This is a genomic window from Streptoalloteichus hindustanus, assembly GCF_900129375.1.
GTDB lineage: Bacteria > Actinomycetota > Actinomycetes > Mycobacteriales > Pseudonocardiaceae > Streptoalloteichus > Streptoalloteichus hindustanus.
Genome location: NZ_FQVN01000002.1, coordinates 120,007 through 141,740 on the forward strand (window position 1 = coordinate 120,007; position 21,734 = coordinate 141,740).

The window sequence follows — 21,734 nt, forward strand, 5'->3', positions numbered from 1 at the left end:
CCCTTACCCGGCCAGCTTGACGGACGCGCGGCCCTCGCCGGCCCGCACCGCGACCACGCGCTGGCTGGCCGGGTTGTTGGCGATGCCCGCGCCGGCGGCGGTTGGCGGATCGATGCGGTAGGTCTCCCGGCTGGCGGGCAACGTGACGTTGGCGTAGCCGCCCGCCTGCACCTCGACCCGCGTCGGCGGTGCGGCGAACGAGATGTCGACGTTCGCGTCGGCGGACGCCTTCGCCGTGACCACGGAGGAACGCGCGCGGTGGACGATGATCCCGCCGCCACCGCTGTTCAGGTTCAGCTCGCCGGTCGGGTCCTCCACCTGGAGCGACCCGTCGTTGTGCAGCTCCGCGCTGATGCTGCCCGTGAGGCCGACCGCGGTCACCGAGCTGCCCGATCCCCTGATCTCGACCGCGACGCCCTGCGGAACCCGGACGGTGTGCTGCGCGCCACAGCTCGTGACCAGGCCCCGGCACTCGACCGCCATGGTCAGCGTCGTGCCCGACATCGACAGCTGGGCCGCCCCCTCGGCCGTGGCCTTCCCGCTGAGCACGCGGTCCACCGCGACCTTGCCGGCCGGGCCGCTCTCGATGCGGAGGCCGGCCTCCCGCACGTCGATGGTCAGCTTGGGGCCGGCGAAGTCGAAGCTCCGGTTGTCCGCGCGGCTTTCCTTGCTGTCGCACCCGGTGAGACCGGCCACGGCGACGGCGGTGAGAGCCACCGCCACGCCGACCGCTTTCCTGCGAGACGCCACCAGTTCCTCCGAGACCGCTGTGGGTTGACACCGTCCAGCGTGGACTTCTCCCGGAGCGACCACATCTCCCGTTCGGCAGAGATTCGGCGCTCAGGGGCGAGGCGTCTCCACCGGCAACCTTGCCGACACGCGCCAGCCCCGCTCGTGCGGTCCGGCCGCCATCGTTCCGCCGAGGGCCGTGACGCGTTCGTGCAGGCCAGCCAGCCCGGTCCCGCCCCCGGCCCGGTCGGTGCCCAGGAGAGCGCCGCCCTGCCCGCCGTCATTCGTCACGATCACCTCCACCTCATCGGACACCGGCGCGACGGTGACAGCGACCTCTCTGGTGTCGGGCGCGTGCCGCCGTACGTTGGTCAACGCCTCCAGCACGAGCGTGTAGGCGGTGCTGTCCGCATCTCGTTGGAGCGCGCCGACAACCGTGTCCGGCATGTCCAGTTTCGCCCGCATCGTCCCGGTTCCGGCGAAGCGCTCGACGAGTTCCGGCAGGTCGCCGAGTCCGTACACCTTGGTCGGTGGCGGTTCCGCGAGCGAACCACTCTCGGGGTCGCGCAACGTCTGCACGGTCCGGTCCATCGACGCCAGGGCGCGCAGGCCGGCGTCCTCGATGCGGCGCAACAGGTCCTGGGCCTCCCTCGGGTCGTAGTCGCCCACCCGGGCGGCCTGCGCCTCGATCACGATCCCGGTCACCTCGTGGGCGACGAAGTCGTGCAGATCCCTGGCCACCTCCAGCCGCTGGTCCCGGCGCGCGATCTCGACCGCGCGGATCCGCCGGTTGTCCAACGACCTCAGGTACAGGCCGACGCCGAGCGCGCCGGCCAGTGGCAGGGCCATCAGCAGAACCAGGAAGGCCGCCGCCGTCGTCGTCGTGGCGGGCGCGCGCGACGCGAACCGCAACGGCGTCAGCAGGACCGCGACCGAGACCGCGATCCCGACGGCGACGACCCGCCTGTCCGGCACCCGCCGGATCACCCGGCCGACCAGCACCAGGAGAGCGGCCACCTCGAAGGGCAACCACAACAGGACCAGGCCGTGCGGTCCGAAGTAGACGAGGTCGGCGACCAGTGAGACGACGGCCGCCCCCACCGCCGCCCAAGCGAGCGAGATCCTGCCGGTCGGCCAGCGCAGCATCGCGATCACCGTCGTCACCGCCGCCGCGACCGCCGCGACGAGCGTGCTCGGCGGCCCGGCGAGGGCCGGCGCCAACAGCGTCGCGACCACCAGACCACACCAGAAACGCCGCCGACTCGTCGTCGGCCCGGGCTCGTTCCGCATGAACCAGCAGCCTAGGTAGCGTTCCGGGGCCACGACGCCGGGTAGCGCACGAGGAGATGTGGCGCATCTCCCCTTCGGCAGATCTCCCGGCGCCGTGGCCCCTCGGGGCTCAGCTCGCCGTGGCGCCCGCCGGAGCCACCGCCGGTTCCGCCGGCGGCCTCGGCCCCGCCTTCGACCAACGGCGCACAGCGGGCTTCTCGACGAAGGTGTGCAGCAACCAGGCGGCGCCCAGGGACAGCGCGAACGCGGCCACGATCAGCGCCAGGGCCACCGGCGTGCTCCATGTCCGGCCCACCGTCTCGCCGTCCACCTCCTCGCCGCCGAACGCGAGGTGGCCGAACCGCACCACGAGGTTGTGCAGCAGGTAGAAGGCGTACGACAGCTCACCGAGCCGGACCAGGAAGCGGTAGCTGAGGAGCGTCCGCCTCCCCTCGACGTCCGCCACCGCCAGCGAGGCGATCAGCAACCCGAGCGGGGCCACCGTCACCGACGTCAGCCGGTACGGGTAGGGAACCAGGAACGTGATGGCGTAGGCGGCGAGCAGCAAGGCGAACGCCCACAGTGGACGGAGCCCGATCCACTGTCCGTTTTGGACGATTCGCGCCATCACGACACCGAGCAGGCACTCGAACAGGCGCGAGACCGGCAGGAAGTGGATGAGCCAGTACTGGCTCTCCGAGATCTCGCCCAACGGGCGGACCGGTTCCGCGGGCAGCAGGAACATGGCGACGGTGGAGACCAGGACCACCCCGAGCACCGCCACGCCGGCCCAGTACCACAGGTGCCGCGGACGAATCTTGCGAGCCACCAGGATGATGGCCGGGAACAGCCCGTAGAACACCACGTCGACCGACAGCGACCACGACACGCTGTTGCCGAAGTCGAGGTAGGAGTAGTCCGGGATCCAGGCCTGCACCAGCAGGAGCTGGGCCAGCGCGTTGGGCAGGCCGACGGCCATGCGGAACGCCGCCATCAGGACCAACGCGATGCCGAAGACCACGACGTGGTTCGGCAGGACGCGGGCCAACCGGCGCCGGTAGAACCCGCGCAACGTGTCCCGCTGGTCGAAGGACCACGTGATCACGAAACCGCTGAGGACGAAGAAGGACGAGACCGCGACGTAACCGCTCGTGCCAAGCCCGTTCAGGAAGCCCCAGTTCGCCGAGTCGGCCGAGAACACCCCCTCCAACGCGACGTGGACCAGGAAGACCGGGAGCATGGCGGCGAACCGCAGCCCGGTCAGTGACGGCAGGTTCCGAACCTGTCGTGCTGTCTGCATGTCGAACCTTTCCCCGGTGTGAACAACCACACGGGCAAGGCACCGTCGTCGGGCCACTCGATTCGACAGCACTGCGCCCGGTTCTCCCAACCAGGCAGGACTCCCCGCTCTTCCCACTCGGAGCCAGAAACTCCCGCGGAGGCCACAACAGGCTTCGACCTGGGATCAGGTCACGTACCCCATCTCCCAGGCCCGCACCGCCACGCCCACCCGGTTCCGCACGCCCAGCTTGCGCTGGATGCTCGCCACGTGGGTCTTGACGGTGCCCGGAGAGATGAACAGCTCCGCGGCGATGTCCGCGTTGGTCTTGCCTTCGGCCACCCTCGCCGCGATCTCGGTCTCCCGCGCGGTCAACGGCTCGGCCACCTGGCCCCGGTCGCTCCGGTTCCCCGTGATGTGCCGGAGCAGTCGCACCGTGATCGACGGGCTGACCAGGCTGTCCCCGACCACCGCCGCCCGGACCGCCTCCACCAGCAACGTCGGCCCCGACCGCTTGAGCAGGAAACCCGAAGCGCCGTACCGCAACGCCGGGTAGACGTACTCGTCGAGGTCGAAGGTCGTCACGACCACGACCCGGACCGGCACCGCGGCGCCGGTCAGCAGCCGGGTCACCTCCAAGCCGTCCATGCGGGGCATCCGGATGTCCACGAGCGCCACGTCCGGACGCAGCAACCGGGCCTGCTCGACCGCGGCCACGCCGTCCGCCGCCTCGCCAACCACCGCCATGTCCGGCTGGCTCTCCAGAATCCGCCGCATCCCCCGACGGACCATCTCCTGGTCATCCGCGATGAGCACCCGAATGGTCACGACCGGTCATTCTGGCACGCCAACCGCACCGCCCGACCCCGTCACCACCTGTGGATCTCCGTGCGGCAACGTTACTTCTCGCAGGCGACCCCGTCGTTGTCTCTGTCCAAACCGGACCGATATCCGGGCTGCCCCCGGTGGAGCGGAGCCGCACCAGCCGCCCGAACCTGGTCGCAGCTCGCGTAGTAGACCTGCTTCTGCGCGGGCGGATCGGGCTGCTGCGGCTTCGGCTCAGGAGCCGGCTCCTGCGGCGGCGCCGGCTCGGGGGCGCGAGTGGTGAGGGGCGGTTGGGTGGTTGTCGTCGGCGGTGCCGGCTTCTCGACCCGAAGCGTGATCTTGGCCGACGTGGGCGCTGACGAACCGGCGCCGTCCACCGTCACGACGCGCCAGTTCGACTCCACAACGACAGCACGCCCGTCCACCGACTCCACAACAACATTGCGAAACCCCAGTTCGGCGAGCTGCGCCTTCGCGTCCTTCGGATTCTTGCCCACGAGATCGGTGGGGATGGCAACGCCCGTGGACGTGACGACCGAAGACGTGGTGACAGGTGCAGCGGCCACAGTGGACGATTGCTCCTGCGTGCCGCTCTTCGGGTCGCGCGACAACACGCCGACGAGCAACAGCAGCACGACCACCCCGGTGATCCACGGCCACTTCGGCTTCCTGTCCCGCCACCACGACCGTAAGCCCACGCCCGCACCAACCCTTCGACCGCGAACAACCGCTGATGCCCACTCGTCACATCGTCAACTACCTCACCATCCGTTACCCCGCCATCAACCCGCCGCCGCGACAGCACTGCCGGATGCCTACACGGTGTCTCGGTCAACAAGTCTCGTGCGAGTGCCTGCCCTCGGTGCGGGCACACGGGCACACGCGGGCGCGCCACACCCCCTCATGGCCGCGGCGGCCGAACGCCGACCGATGCAACAAGATCGGCCCCTGACCAGACTGCGCCTGGTCAGGGGCCGATTTGGCTGTTCATTGGGAGTGCCCCTGGTGCGACTCGAACGCACACTGGACGGATTTTGAGTCCGCTGCCTCTGCCGATTGGGCTACAGGGGCCGACCCCGTTGACTTTACGCGATCAGGGTGCGTGTTGGCGAAGGGGGGTGGTGAGATCGACTTCGTGTGGGCTGCGTACATCGAGGAGCCTGGGCCGGCGGAGGCGATCCGGTACGGCGAGCTGCCGGAGCCGGAGCCGGGAGCGGGTGAGGCCGTGGTGCGGACCGAGGCGGTGGCGGTGAACTGGGTGGACACGTTCGTCCGCTCGGGGAAGTACCGCACGGAGCTGCCGCGGCCGTTCGTCATCGGACGGGACGTCGTGGGCGTGGTGGAGCGCGCCGCGGGCGGGCTGCGCGAGGGCGAGCGGGTGTGGGCGTCGACGCTGGGTTACGCGGGGCGCCAGGGGCCGACGGCGGAGCGGGTGGCGGTGTCGGCGGATCGTCTCCACCGTCTGCCGGAGGGAGTCGAGCCGGTGGGCGCGGTGGCGGTGTTGCACGGAGCCACGACGGCGCTGATCGGTCTGGAACGGGTGGGGCTCAGCGCGGGGGAGCGCGTGTTCGTCCACGGCGCGAGCGGCGCGGTGGGGTCGGCGGTCGTGCAGGTCGCGGTGGAGCGGGGAGCGCACGTCGTCGCGACGGCCAGGTCGGACGAGGCGTTGGCGAGGTTGCGGCGGTGGGGTGCCGCAGAGGTGGTCGACACCCGTGAGCAGTGGTCGAGCCCGGTGGGCGTGGATGTGCACTGGGATGCCACGGGCGCGATCCCGTTGGCGGAGGCGGTGACGAGCATGGCGAGTCGCGGGCGGGTGGTGGTGACGGCGCGGCGGGAGGAGGACCCGGTGCCGGCGTTCGACCTCTATCTCCGGGACGTGTCGATCGTGGGTTTCACGCTCAGTCATGCCAGTCACGAGGAGCAGGCGCGGGCGGCGCGGGAGGTGAACCGGCTTCTGGCCGAGGGGCGGCTGGAGGCGTCGGTGGCGCACGTGCTCCCGATGGCCGATGCGGCGCGGGCGCATCGGCTTCTGGAGTCGGGTCAAGCGCGCGGCAAGGTGGTTCTCGTGCCGTGAGGTGTCGCATCGATCACGCAGAAGCCGGTGGTCAGGGCGTGTGTCGGGCGGGGTAGGCTGCGGTTTGCGTTTTCAGCCCGATGTTCGTCGTGACCCCGCAGGAGGACCCCGGTGACCCAGTCGGCTGCCGAGGCCCGGCCGCGTCGAGTGCTCGTCGCCGAGGACGAGGCGTTGATCCGCCTCGACCTGGTGGAGATGCTCCGCGAGGAGGGCTACGAGGTCGCCGGGGAGGCCGGGGACGGCGAGGAGGCCGTCCGGCTGGCCGGCGAGCTGCGGCCGGACCTGGTGATCATGGACGTCAAGATGCCGAAGATGGACGGCATCGAGGCGGCGTCCCGGATCGCGGGGGAGCGGATCGCGCCGGTCGTCATCCTCACCGCGTTCAGCCAGCGGGACCTGGTGGAGCGGGCGAGGGACGCGGGCGCCATGGCCTACCTGGTCAAGCCGTTCGCCAAGCGGGACCTGGTGCCGGCGATCGAGCTGGCGGTCTCCCGGTTCTCCGAGCTGCAGGCGCTGGAGGGCGAGGTCGCGGACCTCACCGAGCGGCTGGAGACGCGCAAGCTCGTCGAGCGCGCCAAGGGCGTGCTGATGGACAAGCAGGGCCTGGCGGAGCCGGAGGCGTTCCGGTGGATCCAGCGGACCGCGATGGACCGGCGCACGACGATGCGCGCGGTGGCGCAGGCCGTGCTGGAGAACCTCAACTGATTTTCCTCGCGCGCGGCGTGGAATAACTCAGCACGACTACGGCGCGATTTTCCACGTTTTGTGGAACAACGAACTTCGCGTATTGCGGAGTGTTCGCGGCGCGGTGCCGTCAACCGACGTGGCTTCCCGTCGGACGACGACACCGCGCAGCGGCTCGGGGTCACTCGCCGGGCGGGCGCTCCCTCAGCACGCAGGTCAGGCGCGCGCTGCAGGTGCGCTTCCCGTCCTCGTCGGTGATGACGATCTCGTAGGTGGCCGTGGTGCGGCCCCGGTGCAACGGGGTGCAGACACCGGTGACGGTCCCCTCCCTGGCCGCCCGGTGGTGGGTGCAGGACAGTTCGAGGCCGACGGCGATCCGCTCCGGCGCGCCGTGCAGGGCCGCCGCGACCGAGCCGAGCGTCTCGGCCAGCACCGCGTTCGCGCCCCCGTGCAGCAGGCCGTACGGCTGGCGGTTGCCCTTCACCGGCATGGTGCCGACCACCCGGTCCGGGTCCCACGAGGTGATCTGGATTCCCATCCGTTCGGTGAGCTGCTCGTCACCGAAGTCGACGGCGGGGGAGTCGGCGGGGTCGTTCACGGTCTCCACGGGGCTCTCCTGGTCTGTGCGGGCCTCCACCCTGTCGCGTTGCCGAGGCAGAGGAGAACAGAGTGTGGCTCACGCCGCGCCGGCCGCTGGGAGACCCCCATGGAGATCGAGCGGGGCGTTTGGGGCGTGTGAACAAGGAGAGTACGAGGGCGACGCGGGACGGCCACCGGGAACGGTGGGGAAACTCCCTGCTCGCGCCGGGTGGCCACGGGAGGGTGAAAAGCCTCATGCCCCCGCCGGCCACCGGCGGTCACCCGACCGGGGGTGTCGGCGGGCCGCCCTAGACTCGCGGCGTGAACAGCACCGAGGTCCGCTCCCCCTCCACAGCCGAGACCACCACGCCCGCCGGCGAGGGGCGCCGGCTGCTGCTGCTGGACGGTCACTCGCTGGCCTACCGCGCGTTCTACGCGCTGCCCGCGGAGAACTTCCGCACCACGACCGGGCAGACCACCAACGCGGTCTACGGCTTCACCTCGATGCTGATCAACCTGCTCCGGGACGAGCAGCCCACCCACGTGGCGGTGGCCTTCGACGTCTCCCGGCAGACCTTCCGCACCGAGGCCTACGCCGACTACAAGGCCAACCGCAGCGCCACCCCGGACGAGTTCCGCGGTCAGGTCGCGATCATCCAGGACGTGCTCGGCGCGCTGGGCATCCCCGCGCTGTCGCTGCAGGGCTACGAGGCCGACGACCTCATCGCGACGCTGACCAGCAAGGCCGAGGCCGAGGGCTTCGCCGTGCTCATCTGCACCGGCGACCGCGACTCCCTGCAGCTCGTCACCGAGAACGTGACCGTGCTTTACCCGCGCAAGGGCGTCTCCGACCTCAACCGGTTCACGCCGGCGGCGGTGGAGGAGAAGTACCAGCTCACGCCGACGCAGTACCCCGACTTCGCGGCCCTGCGCGGCGACCCCTCGGACAACCTGCCCGGCATCCCCGGCGTGGGGGAGAAGACCGCGGCCAAGTGGATCCGCGAGTTCGGCTCGCTGGCCGGGCTGGTCGACCGGGTCGACCAGGTGCGCGGCAAGACCGGCGACGCGCTGCGCGCCAACCTGTCCTCGGTGCTGCTCAACCGGCAGCTCACCGAGCTGGTCCGGGACGTCCCGCTCGGCGTGGAGCCGACGGAGCTGGCGCTGCGGCCGTGGGACCGAGACGCGGTGCACCGGCTGTTCGACGACCTGGAGTTCCGGGTGCTGCGGGACCGGCTGTTCGCCACCCTCAACAGCGTCGAGCCGGAGGCCGAGGAGGGCTTCGAGGTGCGCGGCGGGCGGATCGAGCCCGGGGCGCTGGCCGCCTGGCTCGACGCCCACACGGCCTCCGGGCGCACCGGAATGGCCTTCCGGGGCAGCTGGGGGCGGGGCAGCGGCGACCTGGACGGCATCGCCCTGGCCGCGGCCGACGGCGAGGGCGGCTACCTCGACGTGGCCGCGCTGACGCCCGAGGACGACGCCGCGCTCGCGCGGTGGCTGGCCGACGAGGGCCGGCCCAAGGCGGCGCACGACGTCAAGGGCCCCTCGCACGCGCTGCGCTGCCGCGGCTGGCGGCTGGCCGGTCTGGCCACCGACACCGCGCTGGCCGCCTACCTGGCCCGGCCGGGCCAGCGGTCGTTCGAGCTGGCCGACCTGGTGCTGCGCTACCTCCAGCGGGAGCTGCGCGCCGAGGAGGAGGCCGCCGACGGGCAGCTCTCCCTGCTCGGCGAGGACGAGGACGCCGAGAACACCGCGCGCAACGAGATCCTGCGCGCCCGCGCGGTCGCCGACCTGGCCGACGCGCTGGACGCCGAGCTGGTCCGGATCGGCGGCGACCGGCTGCTGGCGGAGCTGGAGCTGCCGCTGCTGGGCGTGCTGGCCGACCTGGAGGCGGTGGGCATCGCCGTCGACGGTGAGCAGCTCGCCGAGCTGGAGGCGCACTTCGCCGGCAAGGTGAAGCAGGCGGCGCAGGACGCCTACTCGGTGATCGGCAAGGAGATCAACCTCGGCTCGCCGAAGCAGCTCCAGGTGGTGCTGTTCGACGAGCTGGGCATGCCCAGGACCAAGCGCACCAAGACCGGCTACACCACCGACGCCGAGGCGCTGCAGAACCTCTACGCCACCACGCAGCACCCGTTCCTCCAGCACCTGCTCGACCACCGGGACGCGAGCAAGCTCAAGACCACGGTGGACGGCCTGCTCAAGTCGGTGGCCGACGACGGCCGCATCCACACCACGTTCAACCAGACCATCGCCGCCACCGGCCGGCTGTCCTCCACCGACCCGAACCTGCAGAACATCCCGATCCGCACGGACGAGGGCCGTCGGATCCGAGAGGCGTTCGTCGTCGGCGCCGGCTACGCCGAGCTGATGACCGCCGACTACAGCCAGATCGAGATGCGGATCATGGCGCATCTGTCCGAGGACGAGGCGTTGATCGAGGCGTTCCAGTCCGGCGCCGACTTCCACGCCGCCACCGCGGCCCGCGTGTTCTCGGTCGCCCCGGACGCGGTCACCCCCTCGCAGCGCGCCAAGGTCAAGGCGATGAACTACGGACTGGCCTACGGCCTGTCCGCCTACGGCCTGTCCAGCCAGCTCCGCATCTCCACCGAGGAGGCGCGGGAGCTGATGGACGAGTACTTCGCGCGGTTCGGCGGGGTGCGCGACTACCTCAACGCGGTGGTGGAGCGGGCCCGCAGGGAGGGCTACACCGAGACCATCCTCGGGCGTCGGCGCTACCTGCCCGACCTGACCAGCGACAACCGGCAGCGGCGCGAGATGGCCGAGCGGATGGCGCTCAACGCCCCGATCCAGGGCAGCGCGGCCGACATCATCAAGGTCGCGATGCTCGGCACGCACCGGGCGCTGGTCGAGTCGGGGCTGCGGTCGCGGATGCTGCTCCAGGTGCACGACGAGCTCGTGCTGGAGGTCGCCGAGGGCGAGCGCGCGGCGGTGGAGGAGCTGGTGCGGGCGCAGATGGGTGGCGCCTACCAGCTCTCGGTGCCGCTGGAGGTCTCGGTGGGCGTCGGCCGCTCGTGGGACGACGCGGCGCACTGACTCCGGTCGTCGCGCCCGGAGAGCCGGGAGCCGTGGGCGGCCAGGCGAACGCCTTCTCTTGGCCTGAACGGGTGTACCCCGGCAGCACCACCGATTGTGTGGTGGTGCTGCCGGGGTGGCCTACCGTGGGTGATCTCCTCGCCGGCGGGTTCTCCCGGGAAGGAAAATTCCGCTGTTGTCAAATGGCTGTCCACAACCCCTCTGACTTGTCCACAGGTCGGGGTTGGTCTGTTGTGGGGCCGAGTGGCTGATCGATAGGCTGGAGCAGGGCTCGCCCCCCAGGGCGGGTGGGGGCTGTCCCGAGTAGGGCGCCCGGAATGCCGGGCCAGGTCGTTGTTCGGTGCGAGAGCGACGTGCGGCCCCTGTTGATCACTCCGTGCTGTGGTGGCCGCCCGAGGGCATGCGGCGTGGGCGGCTGTCGCGCGTGTTGTCGTGCGGGGGAAGTGAACCGCTCGTCTAGCGTGGGATGGATGCTCTCCCCGGCCCCGTCCCCACCCGGCAACCCGCTGGGCCCCACCGACCCGCTTCCGCACCGGCCGCGGCGGGTGCTCGTCGCCGGCCCCTCGGGCGCCGGCAAGACCACCCTGGTGGCCGCGATCGCGCGGCGGCTCGGCCTGCCGGCCTACGAGCTGGACGCGTTGCACCACGGTCCGAACTGGACGCCGAGGCCGGAGTTCGTCGCCGACGTCGAGGAGTTCAGCGCGCGGCGGCAGTGGGCGGTGGAGTGGCAGTACGGGAAGGTCCGCCGGCTGCTGGCCGAGCGCGCGGACACCATGGTGTGGCTGGACCACCCGAAGTCCCTCGTGATGAGCCGGGTCATCTGGCGCACGGTGTCGCGACGCGTGCGCGGGGAGCAGTTGTGGAACGGCAACGTCGAGCCGCCGCTGCGCAACATGTTCACCGACCCGGAGAACGTCGTGCGGTGGTCGTGGCGGACCTACCGCGAGGTGGGGGACCAGGTGCGCGCGCTGTTGACGCACCCCGACGTGGGCCAACTCGTGATCGTCCGGCTGCGGGGGCAGCGGCAGGTCGAGACCTGGCTCGCCGGCCCGCTGAACGCGGTGGCCCAGCGGGGTGATGACGAGTGAGCCGGCGGCGCGCGCTCGTGCTGGGCGGGACGGGCATGCTCGCCGGCTGCGTCGCCGGGCTGCTCGCCGACGGCTGGCACGTCGTCACTCCGGCTCGTCGGCACAGGGAGATCCGCGCCGAGCCCGAGACGTCCACCGAGCCACCCCGTCCCGGCGCCGCGGCCAGGGCGGCGCTGGGGCTGCCCGGCCAGGTCCCGATGGCCCCGACGGCCTCGACGGGACGACGCCAGGACCCGGCGCGGGCCCGGTGGGTGCACGCCGACTGGGCGGAGCCGGACGCGCTGGCCACGGCGGCCGGCGAGGCGCTCGGTGGGCCGGCGGACCTGCTGGTGGCTTCGGTGCCCGGGAGCCACCGGACGGCGGTGCTGCACGCCGTCGCACCCTTGCTGGCCGAGGGTGCTCCGGTTGTCGTGGTGCGGGGAAGCGACGAGCCGTCGACGCGGGAATCCGTCCCGCGAAGCCACCCCACCCATCACGCGGTGCTCGGACTCGGGCACGGTGCCGGTGTGAGCCGCTGGTTGACCCACGCCGAGATCTCGGACGGCGTGCTGGCGGTCGTGCGTCGGGCGCTGGCCGGAGAACCGCCCGACTCGCACCAGATCGGCGAACCGGGCCCCTGGCGACGCTGAGCACCGGAAGCGCGACAGGCCGGCCGGGCACTCAGCCCGGAGACGCGGACCGGACACACGACGCGAAACGCGGACCGTGCACTCGACACTCGACCCGGAAACGCGAGCCGGCCCGGCGCCACGGAACTCGTGGCGCCGGGCCGGGTGGGTTTCCGCGACCGGGTGCTCCGCGACCGGGTGGTCTCCGCGACCGGGGGTCGGCTCAGCGACCGGACTGGCCGGCGACGCCCCGGATCAGCACGATCACCGACTCGCGCACGTCCTCCTTGGTGCGCTCCGGGTGGAAGACGTGCCAGTCCAGCGCCACCACCAGCAGGGTGCCGAACAACGCGGCCGCCGCCGTCGCGGGCTGCACGCCCGCCGGGAGCCGGCCGGACTCGGCCAACCGGTCCAACACGCCGCGCAGGATCAACGCGATGTCGTCCCGCAGCAGCTCCAGGGTCTCCCGCCACGCGCCCGGCGTCCGCCACATCTCGCTGACCAGGAGTTGCGCGAACGACGGGTACTCGGCGAAGAAGCCGAGCGCCTCGTCGACGGTCGCCTCCAACGCCGCCGACGGGTCGGTCAGCGCCGAGGCCCGGCGCAGCCGCTCGGACAACAGGTCGACCCCGTGCCGGAGCAACGCCTCGACCAGCGCGTCCTTGCTGCCGAAGTTGTAGTAGACGGTGCCCTTGGCCACGCCGGCCTCGGCGGCGATCTCGTCCACCGTCACCCCGGCCGCGCCCCGCTCCCCGACCAGCCGCAACGCCGCGTCGAACAGCTTCTGCTTGGTCGCCTCCGTGCGGCCGGACCGGGACGCCCCGGTCCGGCCGCCCCTGGGAACGCTCACAGCACCAGCTCCGGCTTGAGCTTCTTCGGTGTCCACACCTTCTGCTGGCGGGCCGCCAGCGCGGACAGGGCCAGGCCGGCGACGAGCCACCCGACGATCACCGCGACATCCACGCCCATACCGGACAGCGAACCGCCATAGATCAGGTGACGCAAGCCGTCGACCACGTAGGACAGCGGGAGCACCATGTGCAGCGGGTGCAGCGGGGCCGGGGTCGTCTGCCACGGGAACGTGCCGCCGGCCGTGGTGAGCTGGAGCACCAGCAGCACGAGGGCGACGAACTTGCCGACCGAGCCGAGGAACGAGTTCAGGCCGTGCAGCAGCGCGGTGAACGCCAGCGAGGTCAGCAGCAGCAGGCCGAAGGTGGCCACCGGGTGCGCCGGGCTCACCCCGATCAGCGTGGTGACGATCGTGTACAGCAGCGTCACCTGCGCGGCGCCGAGCAGCGCCGCCGGCAGCCAGCCGCCCAGCGCGATCCGCAGCGCCGGCTGGCCGGCGGCCAGCGCCCGCGCGTTCAGCGGCTTGATCAGCAGGAACAGCACGAACGCGCCGATCCACAGCGACAGCCCGAGGAAGAACGGGGCCAGCCCGGCGCCGTACTTGCCGGCGTCCGCCTCGCTCAGCTTGTTGATCGCGACCGGGTCGCTGATCGTCTCGGCGGTGGCCTTCCTGGTCGGGTCGTCCGGGTTGGGCACCTTGCCGGCGCCCTCGCCGATCTTGGTGGCCAGCTCCTGGGCGCCGTCCCTGGCCTTCGCGGTGCCCTCGTTGATGAGCTTGTCGGTGTTGGTGACGACCTCGCGCTCGCCGTCCCGGAGCCGGGTCACGCCGTCGACGAGCTGGGGCGCGCTGGCGGCGAGCCGGCCGGTCCCGTCGGAGAGCTGCCTGGCGCCGTCGGACAGCCGGCCGATGCCGTTGACGAGCTCGGTGGAGCTGGCCGCGAGCTGGTTGTTGCCGTCGGCGACCTGCTTGGCGCCGTCCGACATCCGCTTGGCCCCGTCGGCGACCTGCTTGGCGCCGTCGGACAGCCGGTTGACGTCGGCGACCTTGCCCTGGAGCTGGCCGTTGAGCTCGTTCAGCCGCGTGTTGGCCTTGCCGACCAGGTCGCAGCCGGGCAGGCCGGGGTGCTCGGCGCACGCCTGACGGGCCAGCTTGTGGACGTCGTCGTTGTTCAGGTGGTCGGTGACCTGCTGCGCGGCCCGGCCGACCTCGCTCGCCTTGGCGGCGAGCTCCGCGTTGCCGGCCGCGACCTTCCGGGCTCCGTCGGAGAGCTGGTTGGCCCCCTCGGCGACCTGGGTGGCTCCGTCGGCGAGCTTCCTGGTCTTGGCGGGCATGTCCCTGGTCTTGTCCTGCAGCTGGCCGAGCCCGCCGGCGACCTGCTTCATGCCGTCGTCGAGCTGCTTGGACTGTGCGGGCATGTCCTTGGTCTTGCCGTACATCTCGTCGAGGCCGTTGAGCAGCTTGCGCTGGCCCTCGGTGTTCAGCCTGCGCAGGTTCGCGTCGACCTGGGCGTTGCCGTCGGCCAGCCTGGCCGAGCCGTCGGCGGCCTCCCGCATCTTCTGGGCGATGGTGTTGAAGCCCAGGAGGAACTTGTCGGCGGCCTCCTTGCCGACCTTGGCGGTGACCGCCCGGCGGATCTCGTCGGTGACCTTGTTGGCGATCGTGCCGACGAGGTAGTTGTTCGCGTCGTTGGTGGTGACGATGATCGTGCCCTGCTTGGGCCGGAAGTCACCGGCGGAGGTCAGGGCCTCGGAGAAGTCGGCGGGGAAGGTCAGCGAGAACGTGTAGCGGCCGTTGCGCACCCCGTCCTCGGCGTCGGCGCGGTCGGTGCGGTGCCAGTCGAACTTCCTGCCGTCGACCAGCTCCTTGGCCACGTCCTCGCCGGCGCGCATGGGCTTGTCGTCCTTGGTGGCGCCGCGGTCGTCGACCACGATGGCGGCCGGCACCTCGCCGAGGTTCGCGTACGGGTCCCAGTTGGCGTAGAGGTACAGCGAGCCGTACATGAGCGGCACCAGCACCAGGGCCAGCACCGCGAGCTTGGGGAGCTTCCCTGCGGTGATCCGGCGCAGCTCGGCGGCCGCGAGGCGGAACGGGGTCACGACTTCTCCATGGGCAGCGTCATCGTGGGGGAGAGGGGGGCGGCGCCGGCGGGCTGGTCGCCCTCGGGCGCGCGGACGGCGATCGGCGCCGGCTGCTCGTGCTGGCCGAGCCGGGCGCTGGGGACCTTCAGCAGCGCGGCGGCCGGCGGCGCGCACAGCACGACCACGGCGAGGCCCTGCTCGGCCTGACGCCGGGCGAGCGACCACCACGCCAGCGGGTCGGTGCCGTGGCGGTCGGGGCAGTCCAGGACGAGCGCCCGGACGCCCCGGCGCAGGGCGGCCAGCTCCACCAGCAGGCGGATGCGGACGTCCGGCGGGACGGCGTCGAAGCGGCTGTGCGCGTACTGGCTGAGGTCGCGCTCGGCGAGCCAGGTGGCGACGGAGCGCCGGGAGGCGCGGTGGCCGCCCAGACCCATCTCCTCCCGCACCACGAAGGCCAGGTCCAACGCGTCCTCGGGCGCGGACACCCCGGGGGCGTCGACCACGGCGACCTTGCGCCGGAGGCGGCGCGGGTCCTCCTTGCCGTTGAGCAGCACCGTGCCGGAGCTGGGGCGCATCCGACCGGACAGGGCCAGCGCCAACGCCGTGTGCCCCTGTCCCGGTTCGCCGCTCACCAGCGCGACCTCGCCGGACCGCACCGCCAGCGAGGTTGGGCGCAGCAGCGTTCCCTGCGCGCCGTCGACGCCCACCCGCTGGGCCTGGATCTCCACACCGCCTCCTTTGTACTGACCAGTCAGTTCAAATAGTGCGTCAGGACCTGGGCCCGGGGCAAACCGGGACTTTGTGATCTTGAAAACGGCCGCGGCGCGGGTCCGCTCCCTCTTTCGGGGGAGTGCGATAGCCCGTCAGTGGGAGGTTTCGCCCCCGTTGGCCGGTGAAGGTGATCTCCGAAGCCGAATTCCCGGTCACGAACCGGGGGGAGGGGGAGCGTGATGGACGTCATCCCGACGGGGACGGCCAGGGTGCCGGTGTCGGAGCGGCGGAGGTGGCCCTCGTGGGCCGGCTACGCGGCCGCGGTCTGGTCCCTGGTCTACGGGCTGCTCGGGCTGTACTGGGGCCTGGGTGGCGCCGGCTTCCCGTTCGGGCGGGCCAACGACCCCAAGGCGGACCTGTCGGTCTTCGTCGCGGCGCGGGCCGAGATCGGCGGCCCGGTGATCGCCGCGCTCGGCCTGGTCGGCGCGGTCCTGGCCGTGGTGATGGCCAGGGGACGCGGCCAGAACGGCGTCCGCGTCGTCGCCATGGCCTTCTCCTGGGTGATGGCGCTGGTCCTGCTCATCCTCGTCTCGGACTACCGCGTGCTCATGGCGGTGGCCTACACGCCGCTGTTCCTGGTGGGCCTGCCCTTCGGCTGGCCGCCTGTCAGCTACTCCGCGGCGGTGCCGTGGCCGGTGCTCAACCAGATCGTCTGCGTGGTCGGCGGGTTCCTGTGGGCCGCCACCGCCCTGGCCTACGGGCGTCGGACCCGGGGCGCGTGCGGCGACTGCGGCCGGGGCGAGGACACCGGCGCGGCCGACCTCGCCAAGGTGCGACGCCGGACGAACTGGGCCGTGGCCGTGTCCGTCGCCCTCCCCGTCTTCTACGCCCTCACCCGTTACGCGTGGCTGCTCGGCATCCCGCTCGGGATCGACGAGGACATCCTGCGGGCCGGGCAGGCCAGCGGCCTGTGGTGGGCGGGCGCCGGGCTCGCCACCATCGCCGTCGGCGGCGCGGTGCTCACCGTCGGCCTGGTGCGGCCGTGGGGCGAGGTCTTCCCGCGCTGGATCCCGGGGCTGCGCGGCCGTCGGGTCCCGGTGGCGGCCGCGGTGGTGCCGGCGATCGTGGTCGCGGTCATCGTCACCTCGGCGGGCCTGATGTACGTCCGGCTCGCGATCGCCGGGACCCTCCCGGGCGGGGGCTGGGCGACGACCGCGCCGGAGCTGGTCTGGCCGATCTGGGGCGTCGCGCTCACCGTGGCCGCCCTCGGCTACCGCGCCCGCCGACGCGGCCGGTGCCGGCACTGCGGCCGGGGCTGAGCGAGCCGACGGAGCCGAGGGGAGCGAGCCGAGGGGGAGGTCCGCCCACGGCGCGGCGCGTCAGCGCAGGGCGCTCGCGGGGCGGACCTCCCACACCGTCCAGAGGGGGCGGTAACCCTGGCGCGGCCAGAACGCCGACGACAGCGGGTTCGGGGAGTGGTAGTAGAGGTAGCTGCCCGTCGCGCCCGCCCTGGCGAACTCGGCGTGGACCACCGACATCAGCCGGCGCCCGATCCCCCCGCCCCGCGCGCCCGGCAGGACCGACACGCAGTTGACGTAGCCCCAGCGGCCCGGCGGCAGCCGGACCGCCCAGCTCGACGGGTCCGGGTCGCTCCACGCGCACTCGGCCACGGCCAGCACGACGCCGTCCCGCTCGGCCACCCACACCGGGTCGCGACCCAGCAACCGCGCCCGCAGCGCGGCGCGCTTCAACGCCGCCGCGTCCTGCCGCACCACCGCCCCACCGACCAGCGCGGAGTACCGCAGCTCGGCCATGGCCAGCTCGTGGACGGCGTCGAGGTCGGCGGGGGTGGCGCGGCGGATCCGGACCTCGCCGCCCGCCTGCGGCGGCAACGCCGGCTCGACGCGCACCGCCAGCACCGACAACGGCACCAGCCCGTGGTCCAGCATCACGCGGGCGACGGGCGCGTCCCGGCTCGGCCACACCACCACGCAGGCCGAGTCCGCGTCGGGCAGCCCGACCCGCTCGAAGCGGTGCCGCCACGCCCGGAGCAGCACCTCCACCCCGGCCGAACCGGCGTCGCCCACCAGGGGGACGAGTTCGTGGACCTCCCTGGCCGACCAGAGCGAGGGGAGCGTGCCGGGGCCGTTGCGGGACCGCAGGAGCAGCCCGGCGACCCGGCCGCCGTCCGGCAGCGCCGCGGTCAGCACGTCGCCCTCGGGCACGGCGCGGACCCTGGGCAGCAGCGGGTCCAGTCCGGCGAACCGCTCGGCCTGCGCCGTCAGCAGGTCATGGCCCATCGTCACCGGAGATCTCCTCGTGGTGTGGTCGTCACCGTGTCACCGCGTCACCGCGTCGGCACCGCTTCGGGCCCGCCGCCGGTCACGACCGGCGGCAGACGAAGATCGCCGTGCCGGGGAACAGCCGGCCGCGCAGGGGGCTCCACTGACCCCACTCCCGGTCGTGCCCCTCGGGCCACTCGGGCTCGACCAGGTCGAGCAGCGCGAACCCCGCCCCGTGCAGCTGTCGGACGTAATCGCCCAGCGTGCGGTGGTGCTCCACGTACGTGGCGCGCCCCGTCTCGTCGACCTCCACGTAGGGCGTGCGGTCGAAGTAGGAATTCACCACGGTGAGGCCGGACGGCCCCGGGTCGTCGGGGAAGATCCACCGCATCGGGTGGGTGACGGCGAACACCCAGCGCCCCCCGGGGCGCAGCACCCTGGCGACCTCGCGGAACACCGCGCCGGCGTCGGCGACGAACGGGACCGCGCCGAACGCCGAGCACGCCAGGTCGAAGGAGCCGTCGGCGAAGGGAAGCTGGTCGGCGCTGGCCTGCACCAGCGGCACCGCGACCCCGGTCTCGTCCGACGCGGCGCGCGCGTGGCGCAGCATGCCCGCGGACAGGTCCAGTGCCACCGGCAGGGCGCCCCGCGCCGCCAGCCAGCGGGAGCACGACGCCGAGCCGCAGCCCACCTCCAGCACGCGCGCGCCGGTCACCGGGCCGAGCAGGCCGGCCTCGGCCTCGCGGACCCCCTCCGGGCACCAGACGAAGTCGGCGGCGCCGAGGAAGGCCCCGTGCTCGGCCTGGTAGTCGTCGGCGTCCGCGTCCCACCACGCCCGGCTGGCCATGCGGGACTCCGCGGCGTCCACCGTGCGCTTCACCACCCCCGCGGTGCCCAGGGCGGCCTCGGCCGAGGCGTGCCGTTGCGACGCGTCCAGGGGGCCGTCGCCGAGGGGAAGGGAGGATCCCAGGGGTCCCTGCGATCCTGGGGACCCCGGAGATCCGGGAGAACCCGCCGCGTCCCTCGACTGGTGGTGGTTCGCCTCGCCGCCCACCATGCTCCTTCCGGGTGGTTTTCGGTGTTCTCGTCCGGCGTTCGCCCAGGCGTTCCGGCCCGCCACGGCCGGGTGGCCAGGTGTCATCCGGGGGAGGGTTTGCCCTGCGATCGCCAAGCCGCGTACGATACCGTGCGCGCAGTGGGTCTGCGCTGCCTGCGACCGCGCCCCAGTCACTTCCGGGTTGCCGGGGCCGGAATCAGGTGGTGATCGACGGTGTTGACGGTGCTGCCACCGGGGGGTCCGCCGCCAGGCGGTCCCGTCGGCCGACGCCGTCGAGCCGACCCGCCGCGTGGCAGAACGCCAACGACCCCTATCCGTAACCGGAGCAACCCACCTAATGTCCACCGACACCACCACCGTCCCGGCTGCCAACTCCGCCAAGCAGCAGGTCGCCGTGAACGACGTCGGGACGGAGGAGGACTTCCTCGCCGCCGTCGACCAGACCATCAAGTACTTCAACGATGGCGACATCGTCGAGGGCACCATCGTCAAGGTCGACCGTGACGAGGTGCTGCTCGACATCGGCTACAAGACCGAGGGCGTCATCCCCTCGCGCGAGTTGTCGATCAAGCACGACGTCGACCCGGCTGAGGTCGTCACCGTCGGTGACCACGTCGAGGCCCTCGTCCTCCAGAAGGAGGACAAGGAAGGCCGCCTGATCCTGTCGAAGAAGCGCGCTCAGTACGAGCGCGCCTGGGGCACCATCGAGGCCCTCAAGGAGAAGGACGAGCCGGTCAAGGGCACCGTCATCGAGGTCGTCAAGGGCGGCCTGATCCTCGACATCGGCCTGCGCGGCTTCCTCCCCGCCTCGCTGGTGGAGATGCGCCGGGTGCGCGACCTGCAGCCGTACGTGGGCCGCGAGCTCGAGGCGAAGATCATCGAGCTGGACAAGAACCGCAACAACGTGGTCCTGTCCCGCCGCGCCTGGCTGGAGCAGACCCAGTCCGAGGTCCGCAGCGAGTTCCTCAACCAGCTCCAGAAGGGGCAGGTCCGCAAGGGCGTCGTCTCCTCGATCGTCAACTTCGGCGCGTTCGTCGACCTCGGCGGCGTGGACGGTCTGGTGCACGTCTCCGAGCTGTCCTGGAAGCACATCGACCACCCGAGCGAGGTTGTCGAGGTCGGCCAGGAGGTCACCGTCGAGGTCCTCGACGTCGACATGGAGCGCGAGCGGGTCTCGCTGTCGCTCAAGGCGACGCAGGAGGACCCGTGGCGCCAGTTCGCCCGGACCCACGCGATCGGCCAGATCGTGCCGGGCAAGGTCACCAAGCTGGTGCCGTTCGGCGCGTTCGTCCGGGTGGACGAGGGCATCGAGGGTCTGGTGCACATCTCGGAGCTGGCCGAGCGCCACGTCGAGATCCCGGAGCAGGTCGTCCAGGTGGGCGACGAGGTCATGGTCAAGGTCATCGACATCGACCTGGACCGCCGCCGGATCTCGCTGTCGCTCAAGCAGGCCAACGAGGGCTTCACCCCGGACTCGGAGTTCGACCCGACCCAGTACGGCATGGCCGCCGAGTACGACGACCAGGGCAACTACATCTACCCCGAGGGCTTCAACCCGGAGACCCAGGAGTGGGAAGAGGGCTACGAGAAGCAGCGCGAGGAGTGGGAGCGGCAGTACGCCGAGGCCCACACCCGCTACGAGCAGCACATGAAGCAGGTCGCCAAGGCCGCCGAGGCCGAGGCGGAGGCCGCCACCGACCAGAACTACACCTCTGGTGGCGACTCCAGCGGCACGCTGGCCAGCGACGAGCAGCTCGCCGCGCTGCGTGAGCGGCTCTCCGGTGGCGCCTGATCGTCACTAGCCGTCCACGGCTGACGCCGAAGGGCCCCGCACTCGATCCGAGTGCGGGGCCCTTCCGCATGAAGGCACGGGTTGTCCGGGGTCGTTCCGCTGCGTTCGGTCACCGTGGTCGGCACGTTCGTGGTGGTCGGAGCGCGTCTTCTTGTCAAGCGCTGACGGCGGAGCTGTGGACAACGCCGACGGGTTGTCCACAGCTTTCCGTGTTGGGTTGGTGGCGCCCTGTGGTGCCCGGATAGGCTGGAGCGGGGCTCGCCCCCCAGGGCGGGTGGGGGCTGTCCCGGGGACGTGAGCGGCACGGAGAGTCAGGTGCCGCTGCTCAGTCGGACGGGACAGGCTCGACGCCCGGGCGCGAAGGCAAGGGCACGTGAGTGTGCCAGAGCTGCCGGAACAGGATTGTTCGGTGCGCGGCCGGCCGACGGGTCAAGGCCAGAGGCGCGGAACAGCGTGGTGGGTCTGCGGCCGGCGAATCCTCCGCCAGAGGAGGTCAGGCGGCCTGGGTGGACGCCCAGTGCGGCGCCGCCGGAGCCGGGCGCGTGCGCCGGCCCAGCAGGAGGTGCTGGGGCGCGCGGAGGACGTTCCACCAGACCCGCCGTCGGGCCAGTGCCGCCGCCACCTCGGGATGGGTGGCGCAGTGCACCAGACCAGGGTCGCCCAACCGGTGCCGACCGCCCTCGTGTGTTTCCCGCCGCATGGCCCCCTCCAACCCCAAGTCGATCTTCTCTAACCGTACGGGGTGGCCGGGGCGGACCTCGCGAAGGGGTCCGGC

General features: G+C 72.1%; 19 protein-coding genes and 1 tRNA gene. 7 read left to right on the forward strand and 13 right to left on the reverse strand.

Annotated features, from left to right (window positions below):
• Positions 1–3: 3 nt before the first annotated feature.
• The 6 genes from BUE43_RS06125 to BUE43_RS06150 all read right to left on the reverse strand — a co-directional run bounded on the left by BUE43_RS06125 (position 4) and on the right by BUE43_RS06150 (position 5,173).
• Entirely contained in the window at positions 4–750 is a 747-nt protein-coding gene (locus tag BUE43_RS06125; protein ID WP_143173989.1) for a hypothetical protein, read from the reverse strand.
• A gap of 90 nt (positions 751–840) precedes the next feature.
• Positions 841–2,019, reverse strand: coding sequence for a sensor histidine kinase (locus BUE43_RS06130; RefSeq protein WP_073480430.1), 1,179 nt, complete (start codon positions 2,017–2,019; stop codon positions 841–843).
• 109 nt (positions 2,020–2,128) lie between these two features.
• Positions 2,129–3,298 carry an acyltransferase family protein gene (locus BUE43_RS06135; protein ID WP_073480431.1) on the reverse strand — a complete coding sequence of 390 codons (1,170 nt, stop codon included), beginning with the start codon at positions 3,296–3,298 and terminating at the stop codon, positions 2,129–2,131.
• Between the two features lie 165 nt (positions 3,299–3,463).
• Positions 3,464–4,105, reverse strand: a complete 642-nt coding sequence (locus BUE43_RS06140) for a response regulator (protein ID WP_073480432.1) — start codon at positions 4,103–4,105, stop codon at positions 3,464–3,466.
• Between the two features lie 71 nt (positions 4,106–4,176).
• Positions 4,177–4,743, reverse strand: a complete 567-nt coding sequence (locus BUE43_RS06145; protein ID WP_073480433.1) for an excalibur calcium-binding domain-containing protein — start codon at positions 4,741–4,743, stop codon at positions 4,177–4,179.
• A gap of 356 nt (positions 4,744–5,099) precedes the next feature.
• Positions 5,100–5,173: transfer RNA gene (locus tag BUE43_RS06150), tRNA-Leu, on the reverse strand.
• Positions 5,174–5,204: 31 nt separating this feature from the next.
• Between BUE43_RS06150 and BUE43_RS06155 the strand changes: the two genes are divergently transcribed.
• The gene (locus BUE43_RS06155) at positions 5,205–6,176 is read left to right on the forward strand and encodes an NADPH:quinone reductase (protein ID WP_200797395.1); all 972 of its coding nucleotides are present in this window, start codon (positions 5,205–5,207) and stop codon (positions 6,174–6,176) included.
• Positions 6,177–6,287: 111 nt separating this feature from the next.
• The gene (locus tag BUE43_RS06160) at positions 6,288–6,881 is read left to right on the forward strand and encodes an ANTAR domain-containing response regulator (RefSeq protein WP_073480434.1); all 594 of its coding nucleotides are present in this window, start codon (positions 6,288–6,290) and stop codon (positions 6,879–6,881) included.
• A 160-nt stretch (positions 6,882–7,041) separates the two neighbouring features.
• Here the strand turns inward: BUE43_RS06160 and BUE43_RS06165 are convergent, their stop codons facing one another.
• Positions 7,042–7,467 (reverse strand): PaaI family thioesterase, encoded by a 426-nt coding sequence (locus BUE43_RS06165; RefSeq protein WP_407697093.1) that lies wholly within the window; start codon positions 7,465–7,467, stop codon positions 7,042–7,044.
• Between the two features lie 293 nt (positions 7,468–7,760).
• On the opposite strand from BUE43_RS06165, the gene polA reads away from it, so the two are divergent.
• From polA to BUE43_RS06180, 3 genes are all read left to right on the forward strand, one after another.
• The gene (gene polA / locus BUE43_RS06170; protein ID WP_407697094.1) at positions 7,761–10,493 is read left to right on the forward strand and encodes a DNA polymerase I; all 2,733 of its coding nucleotides are present in this window, start codon (positions 7,761–7,763) and stop codon (positions 10,491–10,493) included.
• Positions 10,494–10,963: 470 nt separating this feature from the next.
• Positions 10,964–11,581 carry an AAA family ATPase gene (locus BUE43_RS06175; RefSeq protein WP_073480435.1) on the forward strand — a complete coding sequence of 206 codons (618 nt, stop codon included), beginning with the start codon at positions 10,964–10,966 and terminating at the stop codon, positions 11,579–11,581.
• The gene (locus BUE43_RS06180; RefSeq protein WP_073480436.1) at positions 11,578–12,210 is read left to right on the forward strand and encodes a Rossmann-fold NAD(P)-binding domain-containing protein; all 633 of its coding nucleotides are present in this window, start codon (positions 11,578–11,580) and stop codon (positions 12,208–12,210) included. Before BUE43_RS06175 ends, BUE43_RS06180 begins: the two co-directional genes overlap by 4 nt.
• Positions 12,211–12,412: 202 nt before the next feature.
• On the opposite strand, the gene BUE43_RS06185 is transcribed toward BUE43_RS06180, so the two are convergent.
• The 3 genes from BUE43_RS06185 to BUE43_RS06195 are packed head-to-tail and all read right to left on the reverse strand — an operon-like array spanning position 12,413 to position 15,845.
• Positions 12,413–13,039, reverse strand: coding sequence for a TetR/AcrR family transcriptional regulator (locus tag BUE43_RS06185; protein ID WP_073480437.1), 627 nt, complete (start codon positions 13,037–13,039; stop codon positions 12,413–12,415).
• Positions 13,036–15,135 carry a YhgE/Pip domain-containing protein gene (locus BUE43_RS06190; RefSeq protein WP_073480438.1) on the reverse strand — a complete coding sequence of 700 codons (2,100 nt, stop codon included), beginning with the start codon at positions 15,133–15,135 and terminating at the stop codon, positions 13,036–13,038. Before BUE43_RS06190 ends, BUE43_RS06185 begins: the two co-directional genes overlap by 4 nt.
• The gene (locus BUE43_RS06195; RefSeq protein ID WP_073480439.1) at positions 15,132–15,845 is read right to left on the reverse strand and encodes an ATP-binding cassette domain-containing protein; all 714 of its coding nucleotides are present in this window, start codon (positions 15,843–15,845) and stop codon (positions 15,132–15,134) included. Before BUE43_RS06195 ends, BUE43_RS06190 begins: the two co-directional genes overlap by 4 nt.
• Before the next feature lie 222 nt (positions 15,846–16,067).
• Here BUE43_RS06195 and BUE43_RS06200 point away from each other — a divergent pair, with 222 nt between their 5' ends.
• Positions 16,068–17,147 (forward strand): hypothetical protein, encoded by a 1,080-nt coding sequence (locus tag BUE43_RS06200; RefSeq protein WP_073480440.1) that lies wholly within the window; start codon positions 16,068–16,070, stop codon positions 17,145–17,147.
• Between the two features lie 60 nt (positions 17,148–17,207).
• Here the strand turns inward: BUE43_RS06200 and BUE43_RS06205 are convergent, their stop codons facing one another.
• Positions 17,208–18,134 (reverse strand): GNAT family N-acetyltransferase, encoded by a 927-nt coding sequence (locus tag BUE43_RS06205; RefSeq protein WP_143173990.1) that lies wholly within the window; start codon positions 18,132–18,134, stop codon positions 17,208–17,210.
• 76 nt (positions 18,135–18,210) lie between these two features.
• Positions 18,211–18,990 carry a class I SAM-dependent methyltransferase gene (locus tag BUE43_RS06210; RefSeq protein WP_327083421.1) on the reverse strand — a complete coding sequence of 260 codons (780 nt, stop codon included), beginning with the start codon at positions 18,988–18,990 and terminating at the stop codon, positions 18,211–18,213.
• A gap of 514 nt (positions 18,991–19,504) precedes the next feature.
• On the opposite strand from BUE43_RS06210, the gene rpsA reads away from it, so the two are divergent.
• On the forward strand, positions 19,505–20,959 hold the full coding sequence (gene rpsA, locus BUE43_RS06215) for a 30S ribosomal protein S1 (protein WP_073480441.1): 1,455 nt from the start codon (positions 19,505–19,507) through the stop codon (positions 20,957–20,959).
• 493 nt (positions 20,960–21,452) lie between these two features.
• Here rpsA and BUE43_RS06220 read toward each other — a convergent pair whose 3' ends face one another.
• Positions 21,453–21,659, reverse strand: a complete 207-nt coding sequence (locus tag BUE43_RS06220; RefSeq protein ID WP_073480442.1) for a hypothetical protein — start codon at positions 21,657–21,659, stop codon at positions 21,453–21,455.
• Between the last annotated feature and the right edge of the window lie 75 nt (positions 21,660–21,734).

Excerpts from the sequence above, each read along its gene's own strand:
- BUE43_RS06130 (WP_073480430.1), bottom strand. The coding sequence starts at position 2,019 with ATGCGGAACGAGCCCGGGCCGACGACGAGTCGGCGGCGTTTCTGGTGT.
- BUE43_RS06135 (WP_073480431.1), bottom strand. The coding sequence starts at position 3,298 with ATGCAGACAGCACGACAGGTTCGGAACCTGCCGTCACTGACCGGGCTG.
- BUE43_RS06175 (WP_073480435.1), top strand. The coding sequence starts at position 10,964 with ATGCTCTCCCCGGCCCCGTCCCCACCCGGCAACCCGCTGGGCCCCACC.
- BUE43_RS06200 (WP_073480440.1), top strand. The coding sequence starts at position 16,068 with ATGGACGTCATCCCGACGGGGACGGCCAGGGTGCCGGTGTCGGAGCGG.
- rpsA (WP_073480441.1), top strand. The coding sequence starts at position 19,505 with ATGTCCACCGACACCACCACCGTCCCGGCTGCCAACTCCGCCAAGCAG.
- BUE43_RS06220 (WP_073480442.1), bottom strand. The coding sequence starts at position 21,659 with ATGCGGCGGGAAACACACGAGGGCGGTCGGCACCGGTTGGGCGACCCT.